Below are 17,259 nucleotides of genomic sequence, written 5' to 3'. Positions count from 1 at the left end.
TTAGGCGAGCCTCAGTGCGCGCGGAAGCGGGTGGCTGGGGCAGGATCCTGACGTATCCACCCATGAATCCCCGCGTACGCCGAACGAGCGGTGACCGCGCTCGGTGAGCGCGTGCAGGCTCGGGGAGCGCGTAGAGGAGGAGAAGACTTGAACAGCTTCGGCAGCCGCCAGACGCTGCGCGTCGGCGAGGCGTCCTATGAGATCTTCCGGCTGGATGCCGTCGAGGGTTCGGCGCGCCTCCCGTACAGCCTGAAGGTCCTGCTGGAGAACCTGCTCCGCACCGAGGACGGCGCGAACGTCACGGGTGAGCACATCCGCGCCCTGGCGGCCTGGGACCCGAACGCCCAGCCGAACCAGGAGATCCAGTTCACGCCGGCCCGTGTGATCATGCAGGACTTCACCGGCGTTCCGTGCGTCGTGGACCTGGCGACGATGCGGGAGGCCGTCCGGGACCTCGGCGGCGACCCGGCGAAGATCAACCCGTTGAACCCCGCCGAGATGGTGATCGACCACTCGGTGCAGGTCGACGTCTTCGGCCGTGAGGACGCCTTCGAGCGGAACGTCGAGTTCGAGTACGGCCGCAACCGGGAGCGCTACCAGTTCCTCAAGTGGGGCCAGAACGCCTTCGACAACTTCAAGGTGGTCCCGCCGGGCACCGGCATCGTGCACCAGGTGAACATCGAGCACCTGGCCCGCGTGGTCTTCGACGGCAACGGCACGGCCTACCCCGACACCTGCGTCGGCACCGACTCCCACACCACGATGCAGAACGGCCTGGGCGTCCTCGGCTGGGGCGTCGGCGGCATCGAGGCCGAGGCGGCCATGCTCGGCCAGCCGATCTCGATGCTCATCCCGCGCGTCGTCGGGTTCAAGCTGACCGGCGAACTGCCGGCCGGCACCACCGCCACCGACCTCGTCCTCACGATCACCGAGATGCTGCGCAAGCACGGCGTGGTCGGCAAGTTCGTCGAGTTCTACGGCGAGGGCGTCGCGGCCGTGCCACTGGCCAACCGCGCCACCATCGGCAACATGAGCCCGGAGTTCGGCTCCACCTGCGCGATCTTCCCGATCGACGAGGAGACCGTCTCGTACATGCGGCTCACCGGCCGTCCCGCCGAGCAGGTCGACCTCGTCGAGGCGTACGCCAAGGAGCAAGGGCTCTGGCACGACCCGTCCCGCGAGGCCGAGTACTCCGAGTACCTCGAGCTGGACCTGTCGACCGTGGTCCCCTCGATCGCCGGCCCGAAGCGCCCGCAGGACCGCATCGCGCTGTCGGACGCCAAGTCCGCCTGGCGCACCTCCGTCCGCGACTACGTCCCGGACGGCGTCGAGGGCCCGACCGACGAGTCCTCCGCCGAGTCCTTCCCGGCCTCGGACTCCCCGGCGATCTCTCACGGCTCCAACGGCGACCGGCCCCACGAGACCGCCGCAGACCCGAAGGCCGGCCGGCCGAGCAACCCGGTCACCGTCAGCCTGGACGGCGCCGAGTTCGAGCTCGACCACGGCGCCGTCGTGATCGCCGCGATCACCTCCTGCACGAACACCTCGAACCCGTCGGTCATGATCGGCGCCGCGCTGCTCGCCAAGAAGGCCGTCGAGAAGGGCCTGGCCCGCAAGCCGTGGGTCAAGACCTCCCTCGCCCCGGGTTCGAAGGTCGTCATGGACTACTACGACCGCGCGGGCCTCACCCCGTACCTCGAGAAGCTCGGCTTCAACCTGGTCGGCTACGGCTGCACGACCTGCATCGGCAACTCCGGCCCGCTGCCGGAGGAGATCAGCCAGGCGGTCAACGACAACGACCTCGCGGTCACCTCGGTGCTGTCCGGCAACCGTAACTTCGAGGGCCGGATCAACCCCGACGTCAAGATGAACTACCTGGCCTCACCGCCGCTCGTCGTCGCGTACGCCCTCGCCGGCTCCATGGACGTCGACATCGCCAAGGACCCGATCGGCACGGGCTCCGACGGGCGGCCGGTGTACCTGCGGGACATCTGGCCGTCGCCGCAGGAGGTCCAGGAGGTCGTCGACTCGGCCATCGCGCAGGAGATGTTCAGCCGCGACTACGCCGACGTGTTCGCCGGCGAGCAGCGCTGGCAGGCCCTGCCGGTGCCGACCGGCAACACCTTCGAGTGGGACGCCGACTCGACGTACGTCCGCAAGCCCCCGTACTTCGACGGCATGGCGGAGAAGCCGGAGCCGGTTAAGGACATCCGCGGCGCCAAGGTCCTCGCGCTGCTCGGCGACTCGGTCACCACCGACCACATCTCGCCGGCCGGTGCGATCAAGCCCGACAGCCCGGCAGGTAAGTACCTCACCGAGCACGGCGTCGAGCGGCGTGACTTCAACTCGTACGGTTCCCGGCGCGGCAACCATGAGGTGATGATCCGTGGCACGTTCGCCAACATCCGGCTGCGCAATCTCCTCGCGCCCGGCACCGAGGGCGGCGTCACCGTGAAGGACGGCGAGCAGCTGTCCATCTACGACGCCGCGCAGGCGTACGCCGCCGAGAACACCCCGCTGATCGTGCTGGGCGGCAAGGAGTACGGCTCCGGCTCCTCCCGTGACTGGGCGGCCAAGGGCACCGCGCTCCTGGGCGTCCGTGCAGTGCTCGCCGAGTCCTTCGAGCGCATCCACCGCTCGAACCTCATCGGCATGGGCGTCCTGCCGCTGCAGTTCAAGGACGGCGAGTCGGTGGAGTCGCTGGGCTTGACCGGCCAGGAGACCTTCGAAATCGTGGGCGTCGAGGCGCTGAACGGCGGCGAGACCCCGCGCGAGGTCACGGTCAAGGCCGGCGACAAGGAGTTCCAGGCGGTCGTCCGCATCGACACGCCGGGCGAGGCCGACTACTACCGCCACGGCGGCATCCTGCAGTACGTCCTCCGCTCCCTCCTGAAGAAGTAGGCGACCGACCGAACGGGCCGCCTCCCGAGAGGGAGGCGGCCCGTCTCATACCTCCAGAAGCCTCCGGACGATCGCGCCGATCCGCTCCATGATCATCGGGTCGACCTCACCGATCCGGCGTCTCAGCCGGACCGTGGAAGCACTGCGCAACTGCTCGACCAGCGCCGTTCGTCGGTCGGCCGGTTTCCTCTCCGCGGTGTGTTCACCATCCGGAGTAGTCGGTGTCGTCGAGACCTGCCAGTCCGTCATCGGCGGCCTTGTCGATGTGGTCACGGTGCCGCCACTGTGGTCTCCTTGCCGTCGGCGTTGTCGAAGGAATGACTGATCTGCCGGTCTTAGCGGGTCCATATCGGCGTCAAAGCGGCCCGATCGCTCCGGCCTGCCGCGCTTGTGTCCGCCTTCACGGGACTTTGCCGCCGTCGTCGCCGCATTGCCGCCGTGGTGGTCGGCGGCTCGCCCGGGGGAATCGGCCGGGCGGCCGGTAGGGTCACGAGGGTGATGACGCCCCGACCGACTGCCGCCGACCTGGAGGCCGCGCGGGACCGGACGATTCCGGACGTCGTGCCGCCGGAGGGCGGAGTCCTGTTCTGCGGGATCAACCCGGGGCTCTACTCCGCCGCGACCGGGTGGCACTTCGCGCGGCCGGGCAACCGGTTCTGGCCCGCGCTGCACCGGTCCGGGTTCACCGACCGGCTGCTGCATCCCAGCGAGCAGGACCTGCTGCCCTCCTACGGGGCCGGGATCACCAACCTGGCCGCCCGCGCCACCGCGCAGGCGGCCGAGCTGACCCCGGACGAGCTTCGGGAGGGCGGCGCGCTGCTGGAGAAGTTCGTGGCGGAGCACCGGCCGCGGATCGTCGCGGTGCTCGGCGTGACCGCGTTTCGTACGGCGTTCGGGCGGCCGAAGGTGAAGATCGGCCCGCAGGAGGAGCGGCTGACCGGGGCGGCACTGTGGATCCTGCCGAACCCCTCCGGTCTCAACGCGCACTACACACCGGCGGCGTTGGCCGAGGAGTTCCGCCGGTTGCTGGAGTGACCGCGGTGTCCCGGCCGCTACCAGGCGATGGCGGGCGGCAGCAGGGAGGTCGGCGCGGCGGGCCAGTCGGCCGGCTTGCCCAGCGTGATGAGCTGGGCCATCTGCTCGCGGTACCACGGGGAGGCCGACGGGTCGTCGACCAGCGCGACGCAGGACTCCCAGTCGCGCCAGTCGGCCGCGGCGGTCTCGTCCGGGTGGAGGCGCGGGTCGCCCGTGGCGAGGGCGCGGACGACGGGACACGACTCGTGCTCCACGACACCGTCCGCGGCGGTCGCGCGGTAGCGGAACTCCGGGAGAATGAGCGTCATGCTCTCGATCTCCAGGCCCAGCTCCAGGCGGACGCGGCGGCGGACGGCGTCGCGCAGGCCCTCGCCGGGCGCAGGATGACCGCAGCAGCTGTTGGTCCACACGGATGGGAACGTTCGCTTGCCATGCGCGCGTTGAGTGATCAGGATGCGCCCCGCCGGGTCCGTCAGATAGCACGAGAACGCGAGATGCAGGGGCGTGGCGCCGTGGTGGCTGGAGGCCTTGGGGGCCGTGCCGATGGCATGGCCGTCGGCGTCCAGCAGCACGATTCGTTCGTCATCCATCACTCTCTTTATATCCGATCGCTACGCTGCGCCACGTGAACTCGGCTCAGGGGCTTCGCGTCTCATAGTCGAGCGGCCACTAAAATCAGCATCCGCAGAAAAAACGAGGAGATGACCCGCGTGACCCTTCTTGAGTCGATCCGAGGGCCCGAGGACCTCAAGCGCCTGGCTCCGGAGCAGCTTCCGCAGCTCGCCGGCGAGATACGAGACCTCCTCGTCACCGCGGTGTCGACGTCGAAGAACGGCGGTCACCTCGGTCCGAACCTCGGCGTGGTCGAGCTCACCATCGCCCTGCACCGCGTCTTCGACTCCCCGCGTGACCGGATCCTGTTCGACACGGGTCACCAGGCGTACGTCCACAAGCTGCTCACGGGGCGGCAGGACTTCGGCACGCTGCGGCAGGCCGGCGGGCTGTCCGGGTACCCGAGCCAGGCCGAGTCCGAGCACGACGTGATCGAGAACTCCCACGCCTCCACCGCCCTGTCGTACGCCGACGGGCTCGCGAAGGCGTACCAGCTGCGCGGCGAGGGCGACCGGTTCGTCGTGCCGTTCATCGGAGACGGCGCGCTGACCGGCGGCATGGCCTGGGAGGCGCTGAACAACATCGCGGCGGGCAGGGACCGCAGGGTCGTCATCGTCGTCAACGACAACGGCCGGTCGTACTCCCCGACGATCGGCGGGCTGGCCAGCCACCTCGCGGACCTGCGGATGACGCGGGGGTACGAGAGCGCCCTGGACCTGATCAAGCGCACGGTGCCGCGCACGCCGGTCGTGGGGCCGATGGCGTACGAGGCGCTGCACGGCATCAAGAAGGGGATCAAGGACATCCTGCAGCCGCAGGCGATGTTCGAGGACCTGGGCCTGAAGTACCTCGGGCCGATCGACGGGCACGACGAGGAGGCCGTCGAACACGCGCTGCGCAAGGCCAAGGACTTCGGCGAGCCGGTGATCGTGCACTGCATCACCCGCAAGGGCTTCGGCTACGCGCCGGCGGAGAACGACGAGGAGGAGGCGTTCCACGCGCCCGGCCTGTTCGACGCGGCGACGGGCCGCAAGCTCGCCAAGAGCTCCCGGTCCTGGACCAACGTGTTCAGCGACGAGCTCGTGGCGCTGGGCGCGGAGCGTCCCGACGTGGTGGCCATCACGGCGGCGATGCTGCACCCGACGGGCCTGGCCGCGTTCGCCGAGGCGTACCCCGAGCGCACGTTCGACGTGGGAATCGCCGAGCAGCACGCGGTGACGTCCGCGGCGGGCCTGGCCTTCGGCGGCATGCATCCGGTCGTCGCGGTGTACGCCACGTTCCTCAACCGCGCGTTCGACCAGCTGCTCATGGACGTCGCGCTGCACAAACTGCCGGTCACGGTCGTTCTCGACCGGGCCGGGGTCACGGGTGACGACGGGCCGAGCCACAACGGCATGTGGGACATGTCGATCCTGCAGGTGGTGCCGGGCCTGCGCGTCGCCGCGCCGCGGGACGGCGCGCGGCTGACGGAGCTGCTGCGCGAGGCGGTGGCCGTGGCCGACGGGCCGACGGTGGTCCGGTTCCCGAAGGGGCCGGTCGCCGAGGACGTTCCGGCCGTCGACCGGGTCGGCGGGATGGACGTGCTCGTCCGCTCGGGCGCGCAGGACGTGCTGATCGTCGCGGCGGGCCCGATGGCGGGCCTGGCGGTGGAGGCCGCCCGGACCATCGACGCGCACGGCATCGGCGTCACGGTCGTCGACCCGCGCTGGGTCAAGCCGCTGGACGCGGAGCTGCCGGCGCTGGCCGCCGCGCACCGGGTCGTCGCGGTCGTCGAGGACAACTGCCGGGTCGGCGGGGTGGGCGACGCGGTGGCGCGGGCGCTGCGCGACGCCGATGTGGACGTGCCGGTGCGGACGTTCGGCATTCCGGACCGGTTCCTCGACCACGCCAAGCGGGCGCAGGTCCTCACCGACATGGGGCTGACCCCGCAGGGGCTCGCCCGGGACATCACGGCGGCCACCGCCAGGGACGAAGTGCTCGAGCCGACCGAGTCCTGACAAGCCGTTCGTTAGTTTTTCCGACGCTGGGTAGAGGAGGGCCAAAAAGGGCGACAAAGGAGTCCCGGTGCATGTATTTCGAACGAAGTCGGTCGAGCGGTCCATTCAAGATACGGACGAGCCCGGTCACCGACTCCGAAGAGATCTCAGCGCACTGGACCTGACCGTCTTCGGCGTCGGGGTCATCATCGGGACCGGCATCTTCGTCCTCACCGGCGAGGTCGCGAAGGAGAAGTCCGGACCGGCGGTGGCGCTGTCCTTCGTCGCCGCGGCCATCGCCTGCGCCCTCGCCGCGCTGTGCTACGCGGAGTTCGCCTCGACCGTTCCGGTGGCGGGCTCCGCGTACACGTTCTCGTTCGCGACGCTCGGTGAACTGCCCGCCTGGATCATCGGCTGGGACCTGGTCCTGGAGCTGGCGCTGGCGGCGGCGACCGTGGCGGTGGGCTGGTCCGGCTACGCCAGAACGCTGCTCAGCGACCTCGGCTGGGACCTCCCCACGTCCGTCGCCGGGGAACACGCGACCTTCAACATCCCGGCGGCGCTGATCGTGCTGATCGTGACGGGCGTCCTCATCCTCGGCGTGAAGATCTCCTCCCGGGTGAACGCCGTCATCGTCGCGATCAAGATCGCGGTCGTCCTCTTCGTGATCATCGCGGGCCTGTTCTTCATCAAGGGCGCCAACTACCACCCGTTCGTCCCGAAGGCCGTCCCCACGCCCGAGGCGCACGGCGGGAAGACCCCGCTGATCCAGGTCATCTTCGGCTTTCTGCCGTCGACGTACGGATGGGCCGGCATCTTCGCGGGCGCCGCGATCGTCTTCTTCGCCTTCATCGGCTTCGACATCGTCGCCACCGCCGCCGAGGAGACCAAGAAGCCGCAGCGCGACCTGCCCGTCGGCATCATCGCCTCGCTCGCCATCTGCACCACGCTGTACGTCGCCGTCTCCCTCGTCGTCGTCGGCATCCAGAACTACCGGCAGCTGAGCGTCGACGCGCCCCTCGCCGACGCGTTCAAGGCGATCGGCCACTCGGGGTTCGCCACGATCGTCAGCGTCGGCGCGCTCGCCGGCCTGACCACCGTCGTGCTGATCCTGCTGCTCGGCCAGAGCCGGGTGTTCTTCGCGATGAGCCGGGACGGGCTGCTCCCGGCGTGGCTGGCCAAGGTTCACCCGAAGTACGGCACGCCCGCCCGGATGACCGTCATCATCGGCGTGATCGTCGCGGCCATCGCCGGCCTGGTCCCGCTGTCCGCCCTGGCCGACCTGGTCAACATCGGCACCCTGTTCGCGTTCGTCGTCGTCTCGGTCGGCGTCGTCCTCCTGCGCCGCACCCGGCCGGACCTGGAGCGCTCGTTCCGCGTCCCGGCGTCCCCGCTCGTTCCGGTCCTGTCCGTCCTGGCCTGCGTCTACCTGATGCTGAACCTACCCGTGGAGACGTGGATCCGGTTCGTGGCCTGGATGCTCATCGGCTTCGTCATCTACTTCGGGTACGGGTACGCCCACAGCAGGGCCGGTAAACCGTCGGTCGAATCCCGGTGATGTGGCCCCGCCGGTCCTGACGCGGGGCGCCTCCTGTGCGCACAATGGCGAGGTGGCGGACACACCTCCGCTCCGCGTGGCGGTCATCGGGTCCGGGCCGGCGGGCATCTACGCCGCCGAGGCCCTGGTGAAGCAGGCGGACGGCAACGTACTCGTCGACGTCTTCGACCGGCTGCCGACACCGTACGGCCTCGTACGGTACGGCGTCGCGCCGGACCACACGTCGATCAAATCGATCGCGCGCTACCTGCAGCGGGTGCTGGAGCACCCGGGGGTGCGCTTCCTCGGCGGCGTGGAGTTCGGTGCCGACGTCACGCGGGACGACCTGCGCGCCTGCTACGACGCGGTGATCTACGCGACCGGCGCCATGGTCGACCGGCACCTCGGCGTGCCGGGGGAGGACCTGCCCGGCAGCGTCGCCGCGACCGACTTCGTCAACTGGTACTGCGGCCATCCGGACGCCGCCGGCCTCGACGTCGACCTGTCCGCCGACGAGGTGGCGGTGATCGGGGTCGGGAACGTCGCCGTCGACGTGGCGCGGATCCTCGCCAAGACCGCGGACGAGCTGCGCGCCACGGACGTGCCCGAGCCGGTGCTCGACCTGCTCGGCGGCAGCGCCGTTCGCCACATCCACATGATCGGCAGGCGTGGTCCGGCGCAGGCCAAGTTCACCACGAAGGAGCTGCGTGAGCTGGGCGCGCTGCCGCACACCGAGGTCCACGTGCGGCCTGAGGACCTGGAGCTCGACCCGGCGAGCGCCGCGCTCGCCGAGTCCGACCGGCACGTGCGCGGCAACGTCGCCGTCATGCGCGACTGGGCGGGGCGCCCGGCCGAGGGCCGGCCGCGCCGGCTCGACCTGCGGTTCTGGCTGCGGCCCGTGGAGATCCTCGGCACCGACCGGGTCGAGGGCCTGCGCCTGGAACGCACCGCGCTGAACGCCGAGGGCCGGGTCACCGGCACCGGCGTCTACGAGACGCTGCCGGTCGGGATGGTGCTGCGCTCGGTCGGCTACCAGAGCGTCCCGCTGACCGGCGTGCCGTTCGACCCGCGGGCGTACGTCGTGCCGAACGAGTCCGGGCGGGTGCTCGGCGAGGACGGCGCGCCGAGGCCGGGGGAGTACGTCGCCGGCTGGCTCAAGCGCGGCCCCACCGGGGTGATCGGAACGAACAAGGCCGACGCCGCCGAGACCGTCCGCGCCCTGCTCGCCGACCTGGCCGGCCGGGCCCGCGAGCGCCCGTCGATCGAGGGGCTGCTGGAGGCGCGGAACGTCCGCGCGGTGACGTACGACGACTGGCTCCGCATCGACGCCGAGGAGATCGAGCTGGCCCGTACGCTCACCCGCGGCGAACGCGTCAAGCTCGCCGGCTGGGACGCCCTGCGCCGCGCCTGCGGCACGCACACGCCCTGACACGCCGAACGCCCCGGCACGGTGTGCCGGGGCGCCTGCGTCGGATCGGCGTCAGGAGTGGAAGCGCGCTCCGGTGACCTTCTCCGCGATGCCGGTGCGGTCGAGATACGGCGTGATGCCGCCCAGGTGGAACGGCCAGCCCGCGCCCAGGATCAGGCACAGGTCGATGTCCTCGGGCGCCGCCACTACGCCCTCGTCCAGCATGATCTTGATCTCTTCGGCGAGCCCGTCGAGCGCCCGGGCGAGGACCTGCTCCTCCGTCGACGGGGACGTGCCGCCCTCGAACAGCGCCACGGCCTCCGGGTCGAAGGTGAAGTCCGGCCGGTAGACGCCGGGCTTGCCCGCCGCGACCAGCTTGGCCAGGCCCGCCGAGACCGGGAACCGGTCCGGGAACGCCGCGTGCAGTGTCTCGCCGACGTGCAGCGCGATCGCCGGGCCGACGAGCCCCATGAGGACGAACGGCGACATGGGCAGGCCGAGCGGGTTGGTGGAGCGCTCGACGACCTCGATCGGCGTGCCCTCCTCCACGGTCTTGAGGATCTCCGCCTGCAGCCGCAGCAGGATGCGGTTGACCACGAACGCGGGGGCGTCCTTGACCAGCACGCAGGACTTCTTCAGCGCCTTGCCGGTGGCGAACGCCGTCGCCAGCGCGGCGTCGTCGGTCCGCTCGCCCCGGATGATCTCCAGCAGCGGCAGGACGGCGACCGGGTTGAAGAAGTGGAAGCCGACGACCCGCTCGGGGTGCTTCAGCTTCGACGCCATCTCGGTCACCGACAGCGAGGAGGTGTTGGTGGCCAGCACGCACTCGGGCGAGACGACCGCCTCGACCTCGGCGAAGACCTTCTGCTTGACGCCCATCTCCTCGAACACGGCCTCGATGACGAAGTCCGCGTCGGCGAACGCGTCCTTGGTCAGCGAGCCGGTCACCAGGCCCTTGAGCCGCGACGCGTCGTCCGCCGAGATCCGGCCCCGGCCGAGCAGCTTGTCGACCTCGCCGTGGACGTAGCCGACGCCCTTGTCGAGGCGCTCCTGGTCCAGGTCGGTGAGCACGACCGGAACGTTCAGCCGCCGGGCGAACAGCAGGGCCAGCTGCGAGGCCATCCGCCCGGCGCCGACCACGCCGACCTTGGTCACCGGCCGCGCGAGGGACCTGTCGGGCGCGCCGGCGGGCCGCTTGGCGCGCTTCTGCACCAGGTCGAAGGCGTACAGGCCGGAGCGCAGCTCCGGGCTCATGATGAGGTCGGCCAGGGCGTCGTCCTCGGCCGCGAAGCCCTCGTCGCGGGTGCGGTCCTTGGCCGCCGCGACGAGGTCGAGCGCCCGCAGCGGCGCCGGGGCCGCGCCGTGCAGCTTGCCCTCGGCGAACCACCGGGCCTGCGCGACGGCGTCGTCCCACGCCTTGCCGGTGTCGACCTCGGCGCGCTCGACCGTCACCTCGCCGGTCAGGACGTGGGCGGCCCAGCGCAGCGACTCCTCCAGGAAGTCGGCCGGCTCGAACATGACGTCGGCGATGCCCAGGTCGTACGCCTGGGGGCCGCGGAGCATCTTGTTCTGGTTGAGCGGGTTCTCGATGATGACCTTGAGGGCGTTCGCCGCGCCGATCAGGCGGGGCAGCAGGTACGTCCCGCCCCAGCCGGGCACCAGGCCCAGGAAGCACTCGGGCAGCGCCAGCGCGGGCACGCCGGAGGAGATCGTCCGGTACGCGCAGTGCAGCGCCACCTCGACGCCGCCGCCCATCGCCGCGCCATTGACGAACGCGAACGACGGGACGTTCAGCTCCCCGAGCCGGCGGAACACGTCGTGCCCGAGCCGCGCGACCAGCTTCGCCTGCTCCCGGTCCTCCAGGGACTGCACGCCCTTGAGGTCCGCGCCGACCGCGAAGATGAACGGCTTGCCGGTCACGCCGACGGCCGCGAGGTCGTCGCGCGCCGCGACCTGGTCGAGGGCGTCGTCCAGCTCCAGCAGGCCGCGCGGGCCGAAGGTGTTCGGCTTGGTGTGGTCGAACCCGTTGTCGAGCGTGATCAGCGCCATCGTGCCCGCGCCGTACGGCAGCTCGACGTCGCGTACGCGCGCGTGCGTCACGACCTCGTCGTGGTCGACGTTCCCGGCGTCCAGCAGCGAACGCCACGTCTGCACCGTGCTCACTTGCCCCCCTCGAAGTTCGGGTTCTCCCACAGAACGGTGCCGCCCATGCCCATGCCGACGCACATCGTCGTCAGGCCGAAGCGGACGTCGGGACGCTCGGCGAACTGGCGGGCCAGCTGCATCATCAGCCGCACCCCGGAGGACGCGAGCGGGTGGCCGAGCGCGATCGCGCCGCCCCAGGGATTCACCCGAGCGTCGTCATCGGCGATCTTGAAGTGGTCGAGGAAGGCGAGGACCTGCACGGCGAACGCCTCATTGATCTCGATCAGGCCGATGTCGTCCATCGTGATCGAGTTGCGGGCCAGGAGCTTCTCGGTGGCCGGGACCGGGCCGACGCCCATGACCTCCGGTTCCACGCCGGCGAACGCGTAGTCGACGAGCCGCATCTTCGCGGTGAGGCCCAGCTCGGCCGCGACGTCCTCGGCCGCGACGATGCAGCCGGTCGCGCCGTCGTTGAGGCCCGCGGCGTTGCCCGCCGTGACGTGGCCGTGCGGCCGGAACGGCGTCTTCAGGCCGGCCAGGCCCTCCAGCGTCGTTTCGGGACGCGGCGGCTCGTCGCGGGTCGCCAGGCCGTAGCCCTTCTCCTGCGAGCGGATCGCCATCGGCACCAGGTCCGGCTGGATCTTGCCGGCCTCGTACGCCGCCGCGACCTTCTGCTGGCTGCGCAGGGCGTACGCGTCGGCGCGCTCGCGGGTGATATGCGGGTACCGGTCGTGCAGGTTCTCCGCCGTGGACCCCATGACCAGCGCGGAGGGGTCGACGAGCTTCTCGGCGAGGAACCGCGGGTTCGGGTCGACGCCCTCACCCATCGGGTGCCGGCCCATGTGCTCGACGCCGCCGGCGATCGCGACGTCGTACGCGCCGAAGGCGATGCCGCCGGCCACGGTCGTGACGGCGGTCATCGCGCCCGCGCACATGCGGTCGATGGCGAACCCGGGGACGCTCTTGGGCAGCCCGGCGAGCACGGCGGCCGAGCGGCCGATGGTGAGGCCCTGGTCGCCGGTCTGCGTGGTCGCGGCGATGGCGACCTCGTCGACGCGGTCGGCAGGCAGGGAGGGGTTGCGCCTCCGCAACTCGCGGATCACGCGGACGACGAGATCATCTGCGCGGGTCTCGGCGTAGAGCCCCTTGGGGCCCGCCTTGCCGAACGGCGTGCGAACGCCGTCGACGAAGACCACGTCACGTGCGGTACGGGGCACGGTCGGTTCTCCTTCTGACAGAGCCTGCGGAGCACTCCTGGGTACTCCTACCCCTACGTTACTCGCCAGTAACGACTGACGGGTAACCCGGGCCCTGTCATGACCCTCCGCGGGGCGGGACCGTACGCGTACCGCCGCGCTCAGCCGTGATCAGCCGCGCGCGGCGGCGGTCTGCTGCCCCGGCTTGGGGGCGGCGGGCTTGGCCGGGCGGAGGAAGAGGAACATGACCGGCACGACGTAGAGCACCCACATCACGGCCTGGACCTTGGTCACCTGAGGCGTCAGGTTGAAGACGCCCTGGAGGGCCGTCTGCAGCCACTGGCCGGTGGTGCCCATGCCGTGGAACCACTTGTGCGGCTCGAACGCGTGGGACGTGATGCCGGGCAGGATGCCGGCCTCCTGCAGGTCGTGGAAGCCGTAGCCGAAGACTCCGGCGGCGACCACGATGAGCGCCGCGCCGGTGATCGTGAAGAAGCGCTTGAGGTTGAGCCGGAGCCCGCCCCGGTAGAGGAGATAGCCCAGCAGCGCGGCGGTGAGCAGGCCCAGCACGGCGCCGACGATCGGCTGGACGCTGCTGTCCTGGGCGGCGTTGATGTTGGTCCACAGGAACAGGGCCGTCTCCAGGCCCTCCCGGCCGACCGCCAGGATCGCCACGGCGAACAGGGCCCCGGTCCCCAGGGACAGTGCGCCCTCCAGCTTGCCCTCGAGCTCGGCCTTCATCGACCGCGCGGCCCGGCGCATCCAGAAGACCATCCACGTCACCAGGCCGACCGCGAGGATCGACAGGAACCCGCCGAACGTCTCCTGCGTCTTGAACTGCATCTCGCCCGAGGCGACGCTCAGCAGCACGCAGAAGGCGACGCTGATGCCGATGGCGGTGCCGATGCCCGCCCAGACGGGCGCGAGCGCCCGGCGGTTGCCCGACTTGACCAGGTACGCGATGAGGATGCTGACGACGAGCGAGGCTTCCAGCCCTTCGCGCAGGCCGATGAGGAAGTTGCCGAGCAACAAGGGGACGCGCTCCTTCGGACGACCGGGGGTGTTAGGCAAAGCTAACCTAAGCCGAGTCTGAGGGAGGGGGTCCGCGATCGCAAGCCCGGAATGTCACTCAGAAGCCGGTTTAGGTGTCGGATAGGTCACGTTCCCGGTTCCGGATCCTTGTTGCGATCCGATCAATTACGTCCGCCGACGGCCGTAACGTCATAGCGTTCGGCATGTGGAATTCCGGGACGTGATGACTCGCCGTCGGATGCTGACCCTCGGCGCGGCGAGCGCCGCGCTTCTTCTCGCCGGAGACCGGGTCACCGGGGCGCCGGCGAGCCCTCGCCGGCCGCTCGCACGAGGCCGCGCCGTCATCCCGCCCGCCAACACCAGCCCGTCGCCCACGCCGAGACCCACGCTCAAACCCAGACCTCCGACGCCGACGCCGGTGCCGCGCCGCAAGGAGGCCGTGCACAAGGTCCACGACATCCTCCCTGACGCGCCGCCCAACGCGATCGCGCTGACGATCGACGACGGCCCGCACCCGGAGTGGACGCCGAAGATGCTCGACGTGCTCGCCGAGCACGACGTGAAGGCGACGTTCTCGCTGATCGGCATCCAGGTGAAGGAGTACCCGAAGCTCGCGCAGCGGATCGTCGCGGCGGGCCACCAGCTCTGCAACCACACGATGAACCATCCACTGTGGATCGCCGAGATGTCGTCCCATAAGGTCGACAAGGAGATCACCGAGGCGCACGAACGGATCGCCGACGCGACCGGCGTCGCCCCGAGGTTCTTCCGCTCGCCCGGCGGGGCGTGGTCGCGGGCGGTCTTCGGCTCGGCCGCCCGGCACGGGATGGTGCCGATCGACTGGGACATCGACCCGAGGGACTGGGCCCGGCCGGGCACCGCCCACATCAGGCGCAGCATGCTGGCCGCCAAGGGCGGCGACATCCTCCTGTGCCACGACGGTGGCGGCGACCGCTCCGAGACGATCAAGGCGCTGCGGAAGGTCCTCCCGAAGCTCCAGGCCCGCGGCCTGTCCTTCGTCCAGCTCTGACCCCGGAAGCGAAGGGGCCCGTCACCGGAGGAATCGGGAGTACCAGACGTACGGCGGCGTGAGGGCGTCGATGGAGAACCCGAGCCGCTCCAGGAGCCGCCGGGACGAGAGGTTCCCCTCGTGGACCTCGGCGGTCACCCGCCGGTAGGCGGGGAGTTCCGCCAGCCGGTCCAGCAGCCCGCGGATCGCCTCCGTGCCGTAACCCTGGGACCGCCACGACGCGCCGAGCCCGTAGCCGATCTCGACCACCCCGTCGGCGTCCGGGCCATGCTTGAGCCCGCACTCCCCGATCACCGCCCCGTCGTGGTGGATCAGCCAGGTGAGCGCCTCGGCGTCGTCGGCCGCCCGGTGGGCGACGATCACGGTCGCGTCCGTCGGCCAGCCGCGCGCGGCGACCAGCCCGCCGCGGTCGCCCTGGGCGAGCGCGCGGGCGGCGCGGGGGCCGAGCCGGCGCAGGACGAGACGCCGGGTGACGATCCGGTCGACCCGACCGGCCCGCGGGTCAGGCGTCACGCTTGGCGGCCAGCCGGGACAGCGCCTTGGCGAGAGGCGTGGCCGTCAGCTCGACCTGCCAGGAACGCGCGCCGAGGGCGGTGAGCACCACGCCCACGGCGTCCGGCGTCGCGTCCTCCGGCGGGTCCCAGGCGAGCCGTCGTACGGTGTCGGGCTGCAGGACGTTCTCCGTGGGGAGCGTGTGCTCGTCGGCCAGCGCGGCGACCACGGCGCGCAGGGTGCTGAGGCGCTCGGCCGCCGCCGGGTCGCGCTCGGCCCAGCGGTGCGCGGGCGGTGGCCCGTCGCCGGGAACGCTGTGCTCGGGCAGCGAGGCGTCCGGGAGCGTACGGCCGCGCTGCACCGCGCGGAACCAGGCCGGCGCGTGCCGTCGCGTGTTGCGGCCGCGGAACGTCGACAGCGCCGCCAGGTCGTCCGGCGTGCGGGGAAGCTCGAGCGCCGCCTCGACGATCGCGGCGTCGGGCAGGACCCGGCCGGGGGACAGGTCGCGGTCCCGGGCGATCCGGTCGCGGGCCGTCCACAGCTCACGGACGACGGCGAGGCTCCGCCGGCTGCGCAGCCGGTGGATGCCGGAGGTGCGGCGCCAGGGGTCCTGCCGCGGCTCCTTCGGCGGCGTGGACAGGATCGCGGCGAACTCTTCCAGCGCCCACTCGAGCTTGCCCGCCCGGTCCAGCTCGAGCTCCAGCGCGTCGCGCAGCTCGACCAGGAGCTCGACGTCGAGCGCGGCGTAGCGGAGCCAGTCGGCGGGCAGCGGACGGCTGGACCAGTCGGCCGCCGAGTGCCCCTTCTCCAGGGTGAAGCCGAGGACGGTCTCCACCATCGTGCCGAGGCCGACGCGGGGATAGCCGAGCAGCCGCCCGGCCAGCTCGGTGTCGAACAGCCGCCGCGGCACGAGCCCCAGCTCGGCGAGGCACGGCAGGTCCTGGCTGGCCGCGTGCAGCACCATCTCGGTGCCGGCCAGCGCGGCGTCGAGGGCGGACAGGTCGGAGCAGGGGACCGGGTCGATCAGGAACGTGCCGGAGCCACGGCGGCGCAGCTGCACGAGGTAGGCCCGCTGGCCGTAGCGGTAGCCGGACGCGCGTTCGGCGTCCACCGCGACCGGGCCCGCGCCGGCGGCCAGCCGCTCGACGGCGTCCCGCAGCGCCTCCGGGGTCTCGACGACCGGAGGGATGCCCTCCCGGGGTTCGAGTAGGGGTACGACTTCTGTCTCCGACACTTCCACGCGCCTACCGTATGTGCTCAAACTCCTGGACTCGGCAGTGAGGTGACTCCCGCCGGCGGCAAGCCGGCCGCCTGACATAGAACATCGCACCATGCACTGATATGCCCAGCAATATCATCACTCGTCGGTGACCAGGAGGCGCGCAGCTCCAGCTCGGTCGTCGCTGGATCGTCGCCCTTGTCCCCGAAACTCTCCGACACCGCACGGGTGATCGTTCCCGACGCGGCCTTGTACCCGGCCCGGTGGCCCTCTAGGGCCTCGGTCAGCCAGCTCCACCCGACCGGGCCGATCAGCGGGTCCGCCGCGATCTCCGGCTCCAGCTCGGCCCGGACGTACGCGACGAGCCGGAAGTCCCCGTCCCAGCCGCGCTGCCCCTCGGGGTCGTACAGCACGATCAGGCGGCCGACGGCGAGCTCACTGTCGTCCTCGCGGTACACCGTCGCCATGATCGCCGCGGCGTACGGCGCGAGCCGCTGCGGGGCCGGCATGTCCTCGATGAGAAGCTCGGGCCGCGCGGGGTCGGCGTCGACGACGGCGCGCAGGGTCTCGAGCACGCGTTGGAACGGTCCCGGCGCGGGGGCGGTCCGCGCCGTCATCGGGCGTACGGCCGATCCACCGGGCACGCCTCGGAACGCTTTGACGGGAACATCGGCAC

Annotated in this window: 14 protein-coding genes; 6 read left to right on the top strand and 8 right to left on the bottom strand. The window is 71.2% G+C overall.

The genetic code is table 11. From position 1 onward, the window contains the following. Positions 1–111: 111 nt before the first annotated feature. A complete protein-coding gene (locus tag NE235_RS08550; RefSeq protein WP_406567555.1) occupies positions 112–2,901 on the top strand; it encodes an aconitate hydratase in 2,790 nt (929 codons plus the stop codon). Positions 2,902–2,946: 45 nt separating this feature from the next. Here the strand turns inward: NE235_RS08550 and NE235_RS08545 are convergent, their stop codons facing one another. After that, positions 2,947–3,150 (bottom strand): type II toxin-antitoxin system PemK/MazF family toxin, encoded by a 204-nt coding sequence (locus NE235_RS08545; protein WP_252800443.1) that lies wholly within the window; start codon positions 3,148–3,150, stop codon positions 2,947–2,949. A gap of 249 nt (positions 3,151–3,399) precedes the next feature. Here NE235_RS08545 and mug point away from each other — a divergent pair, with 249 nt between their 5' ends. Further along, a complete protein-coding gene (gene mug / locus NE235_RS08540; RefSeq protein ID WP_252800886.1) occupies positions 3,400–3,936 on the top strand; it encodes a G/U mismatch-specific DNA glycosylase in 537 nt (178 codons plus the stop codon). Between the two features lie 17 nt (positions 3,937–3,953). Here the strand turns inward: mug and idi are convergent, their stop codons facing one another. Beyond that, positions 3,954–4,526, bottom strand: coding sequence for an isopentenyl-diphosphate Delta-isomerase (gene idi, locus NE235_RS08535; RefSeq protein ID WP_252800442.1), 573 nt, complete (start codon positions 4,524–4,526; stop codon positions 3,954–3,956). A gap of 120 nt (positions 4,527–4,646) precedes the next feature. On the opposite strand from idi, the gene dxs reads away from it, so the two are divergent. From dxs to NE235_RS08520, 3 genes are all read left to right on the top strand, one after another. Further along, on the top strand, positions 4,647–6,545 hold the full coding sequence (gene dxs / locus NE235_RS08530; protein WP_252800441.1) for a 1-deoxy-D-xylulose-5-phosphate synthase: 1,899 nt from the start codon (positions 4,647–4,649) through the stop codon (positions 6,543–6,545). A gap of 67 nt (positions 6,546–6,612) precedes the next feature. Continuing rightward, on the top strand, positions 6,613–8,082 hold the full coding sequence (locus tag NE235_RS08525) for an amino acid permease (protein WP_252800440.1): 1,470 nt from the start codon (positions 6,613–6,615) through the stop codon (positions 8,080–8,082). Between the two features lie 52 nt (positions 8,083–8,134). Next, positions 8,135–9,490, top strand: a complete 1,356-nt coding sequence (locus NE235_RS08520; RefSeq protein WP_252800438.1) for an FAD-dependent oxidoreductase — start codon at positions 8,135–8,137, stop codon at positions 9,488–9,490. A 51-nt stretch (positions 9,491–9,541) separates the two neighbouring features. Here NE235_RS08520 and NE235_RS08515 read toward each other — a convergent pair whose 3' ends face one another. The 3 genes from NE235_RS08515 to efeU all read right to left on the bottom strand — a co-directional run bounded on the left by NE235_RS08515 (position 9,542) and on the right by efeU (position 13,842). Then, positions 9,542–11,632 (bottom strand): 3-hydroxyacyl-CoA dehydrogenase NAD-binding domain-containing protein, encoded by a 2,091-nt coding sequence (locus tag NE235_RS08515; RefSeq protein WP_252800436.1) that lies wholly within the window; start codon positions 11,630–11,632, stop codon positions 9,542–9,544. Beyond that, positions 11,629–12,831 (bottom strand): thiolase family protein, encoded by a 1,203-nt coding sequence (locus NE235_RS08510; protein WP_252800434.1) that lies wholly within the window; start codon positions 12,829–12,831, stop codon positions 11,629–11,631. Before NE235_RS08510 ends, NE235_RS08515 begins: the two co-directional genes overlap by 4 nt. A 150-nt stretch (positions 12,832–12,981) precedes the next feature. Continuing rightward, on the bottom strand, positions 12,982–13,842 hold the full coding sequence (efeU, locus tag NE235_RS08505; RefSeq protein ID WP_252800432.1) for an iron uptake transporter permease EfeU: 861 nt from the start codon (positions 13,840–13,842) through the stop codon (positions 12,982–12,984). Between the two features lie 223 nt (positions 13,843–14,065). On the opposite strand from efeU, the gene NE235_RS08500 reads away from it, so the two are divergent. Beyond that, positions 14,066–14,872, top strand: coding sequence for a polysaccharide deacetylase family protein (locus NE235_RS08500; RefSeq protein ID WP_252800884.1), 807 nt, complete (start codon positions 14,066–14,068; stop codon positions 14,870–14,872). A gap of 21 nt (positions 14,873–14,893) precedes the next feature. Here the strand turns inward: NE235_RS08500 and NE235_RS08495 are convergent, their stop codons facing one another. The 3 genes from NE235_RS08495 to NE235_RS08485 are packed head-to-tail and all read right to left on the bottom strand — an operon-like array spanning position 14,894 to position 17,200. Further along, positions 14,894–15,385 (bottom strand): GNAT family N-acetyltransferase, encoded by a 492-nt coding sequence (locus tag NE235_RS08495; protein WP_252800429.1) that lies wholly within the window; start codon positions 15,383–15,385, stop codon positions 14,894–14,896. Continuing rightward, positions 15,375–16,598, bottom strand: coding sequence for a ribonuclease D (locus NE235_RS08490; RefSeq protein WP_252800882.1), 1,224 nt, complete (start codon positions 16,596–16,598; stop codon positions 15,375–15,377). The genes NE235_RS08495 and NE235_RS08490 overlap by 11 nt, the downstream gene beginning before the upstream one ends. Positions 16,599–16,621: 23 nt before the next feature. Beyond that, the gene (locus NE235_RS08485) at positions 16,622–17,200 is read right to left on the bottom strand and encodes a DUF3000 domain-containing protein (RefSeq protein ID WP_252800880.1); all 579 of its coding nucleotides are present in this window, start codon (positions 17,198–17,200) and stop codon (positions 16,622–16,624) included. Positions 17,201–17,259: the final 59 nt, after the last annotated feature.

The sequence above is a fragment of the Actinoallomurus spadix genome (assembly GCF_024055725.1).
GTDB lineage: Bacteria > Actinomycetota > Actinomycetes > Streptosporangiales > Streptosporangiaceae > Actinoallomurus > Actinoallomurus spadix.
This window is presented reverse-complemented; position numbering and strand designations above follow the sequence as displayed.

Excerpts from the sequence above, each read along its gene's own strand:
- NE235_RS08545 (WP_252800443.1), bottom strand. The coding sequence starts at position 3,150 with ATGACGGACTGGCAGGTCTCGACGACACCGACTACTCCGGATGGTGAA.
- mug (WP_252800886.1), top strand. The coding sequence starts at position 3,400 with ATGACGCCCCGACCGACTGCCGCCGACCTGGAGGCCGCGCGGGACCGG.
- idi (WP_252800442.1), bottom strand. The coding sequence starts at position 4,526 with ATGGATGACGAACGAATCGTGCTGCTGGACGCCGACGGCCATGCCATC.
- NE235_RS08500 (WP_252800884.1), top strand. The coding sequence starts at position 14,066 with ATGACTCGCCGTCGGATGCTGACCCTCGGCGCGGCGAGCGCCGCGCTT.
- NE235_RS08485 (WP_252800880.1), bottom strand. The coding sequence starts at position 17,200 with ATGACGGCGCGGACCGCCCCCGCGCCGGGACCGTTCCAACGCGTGCTC.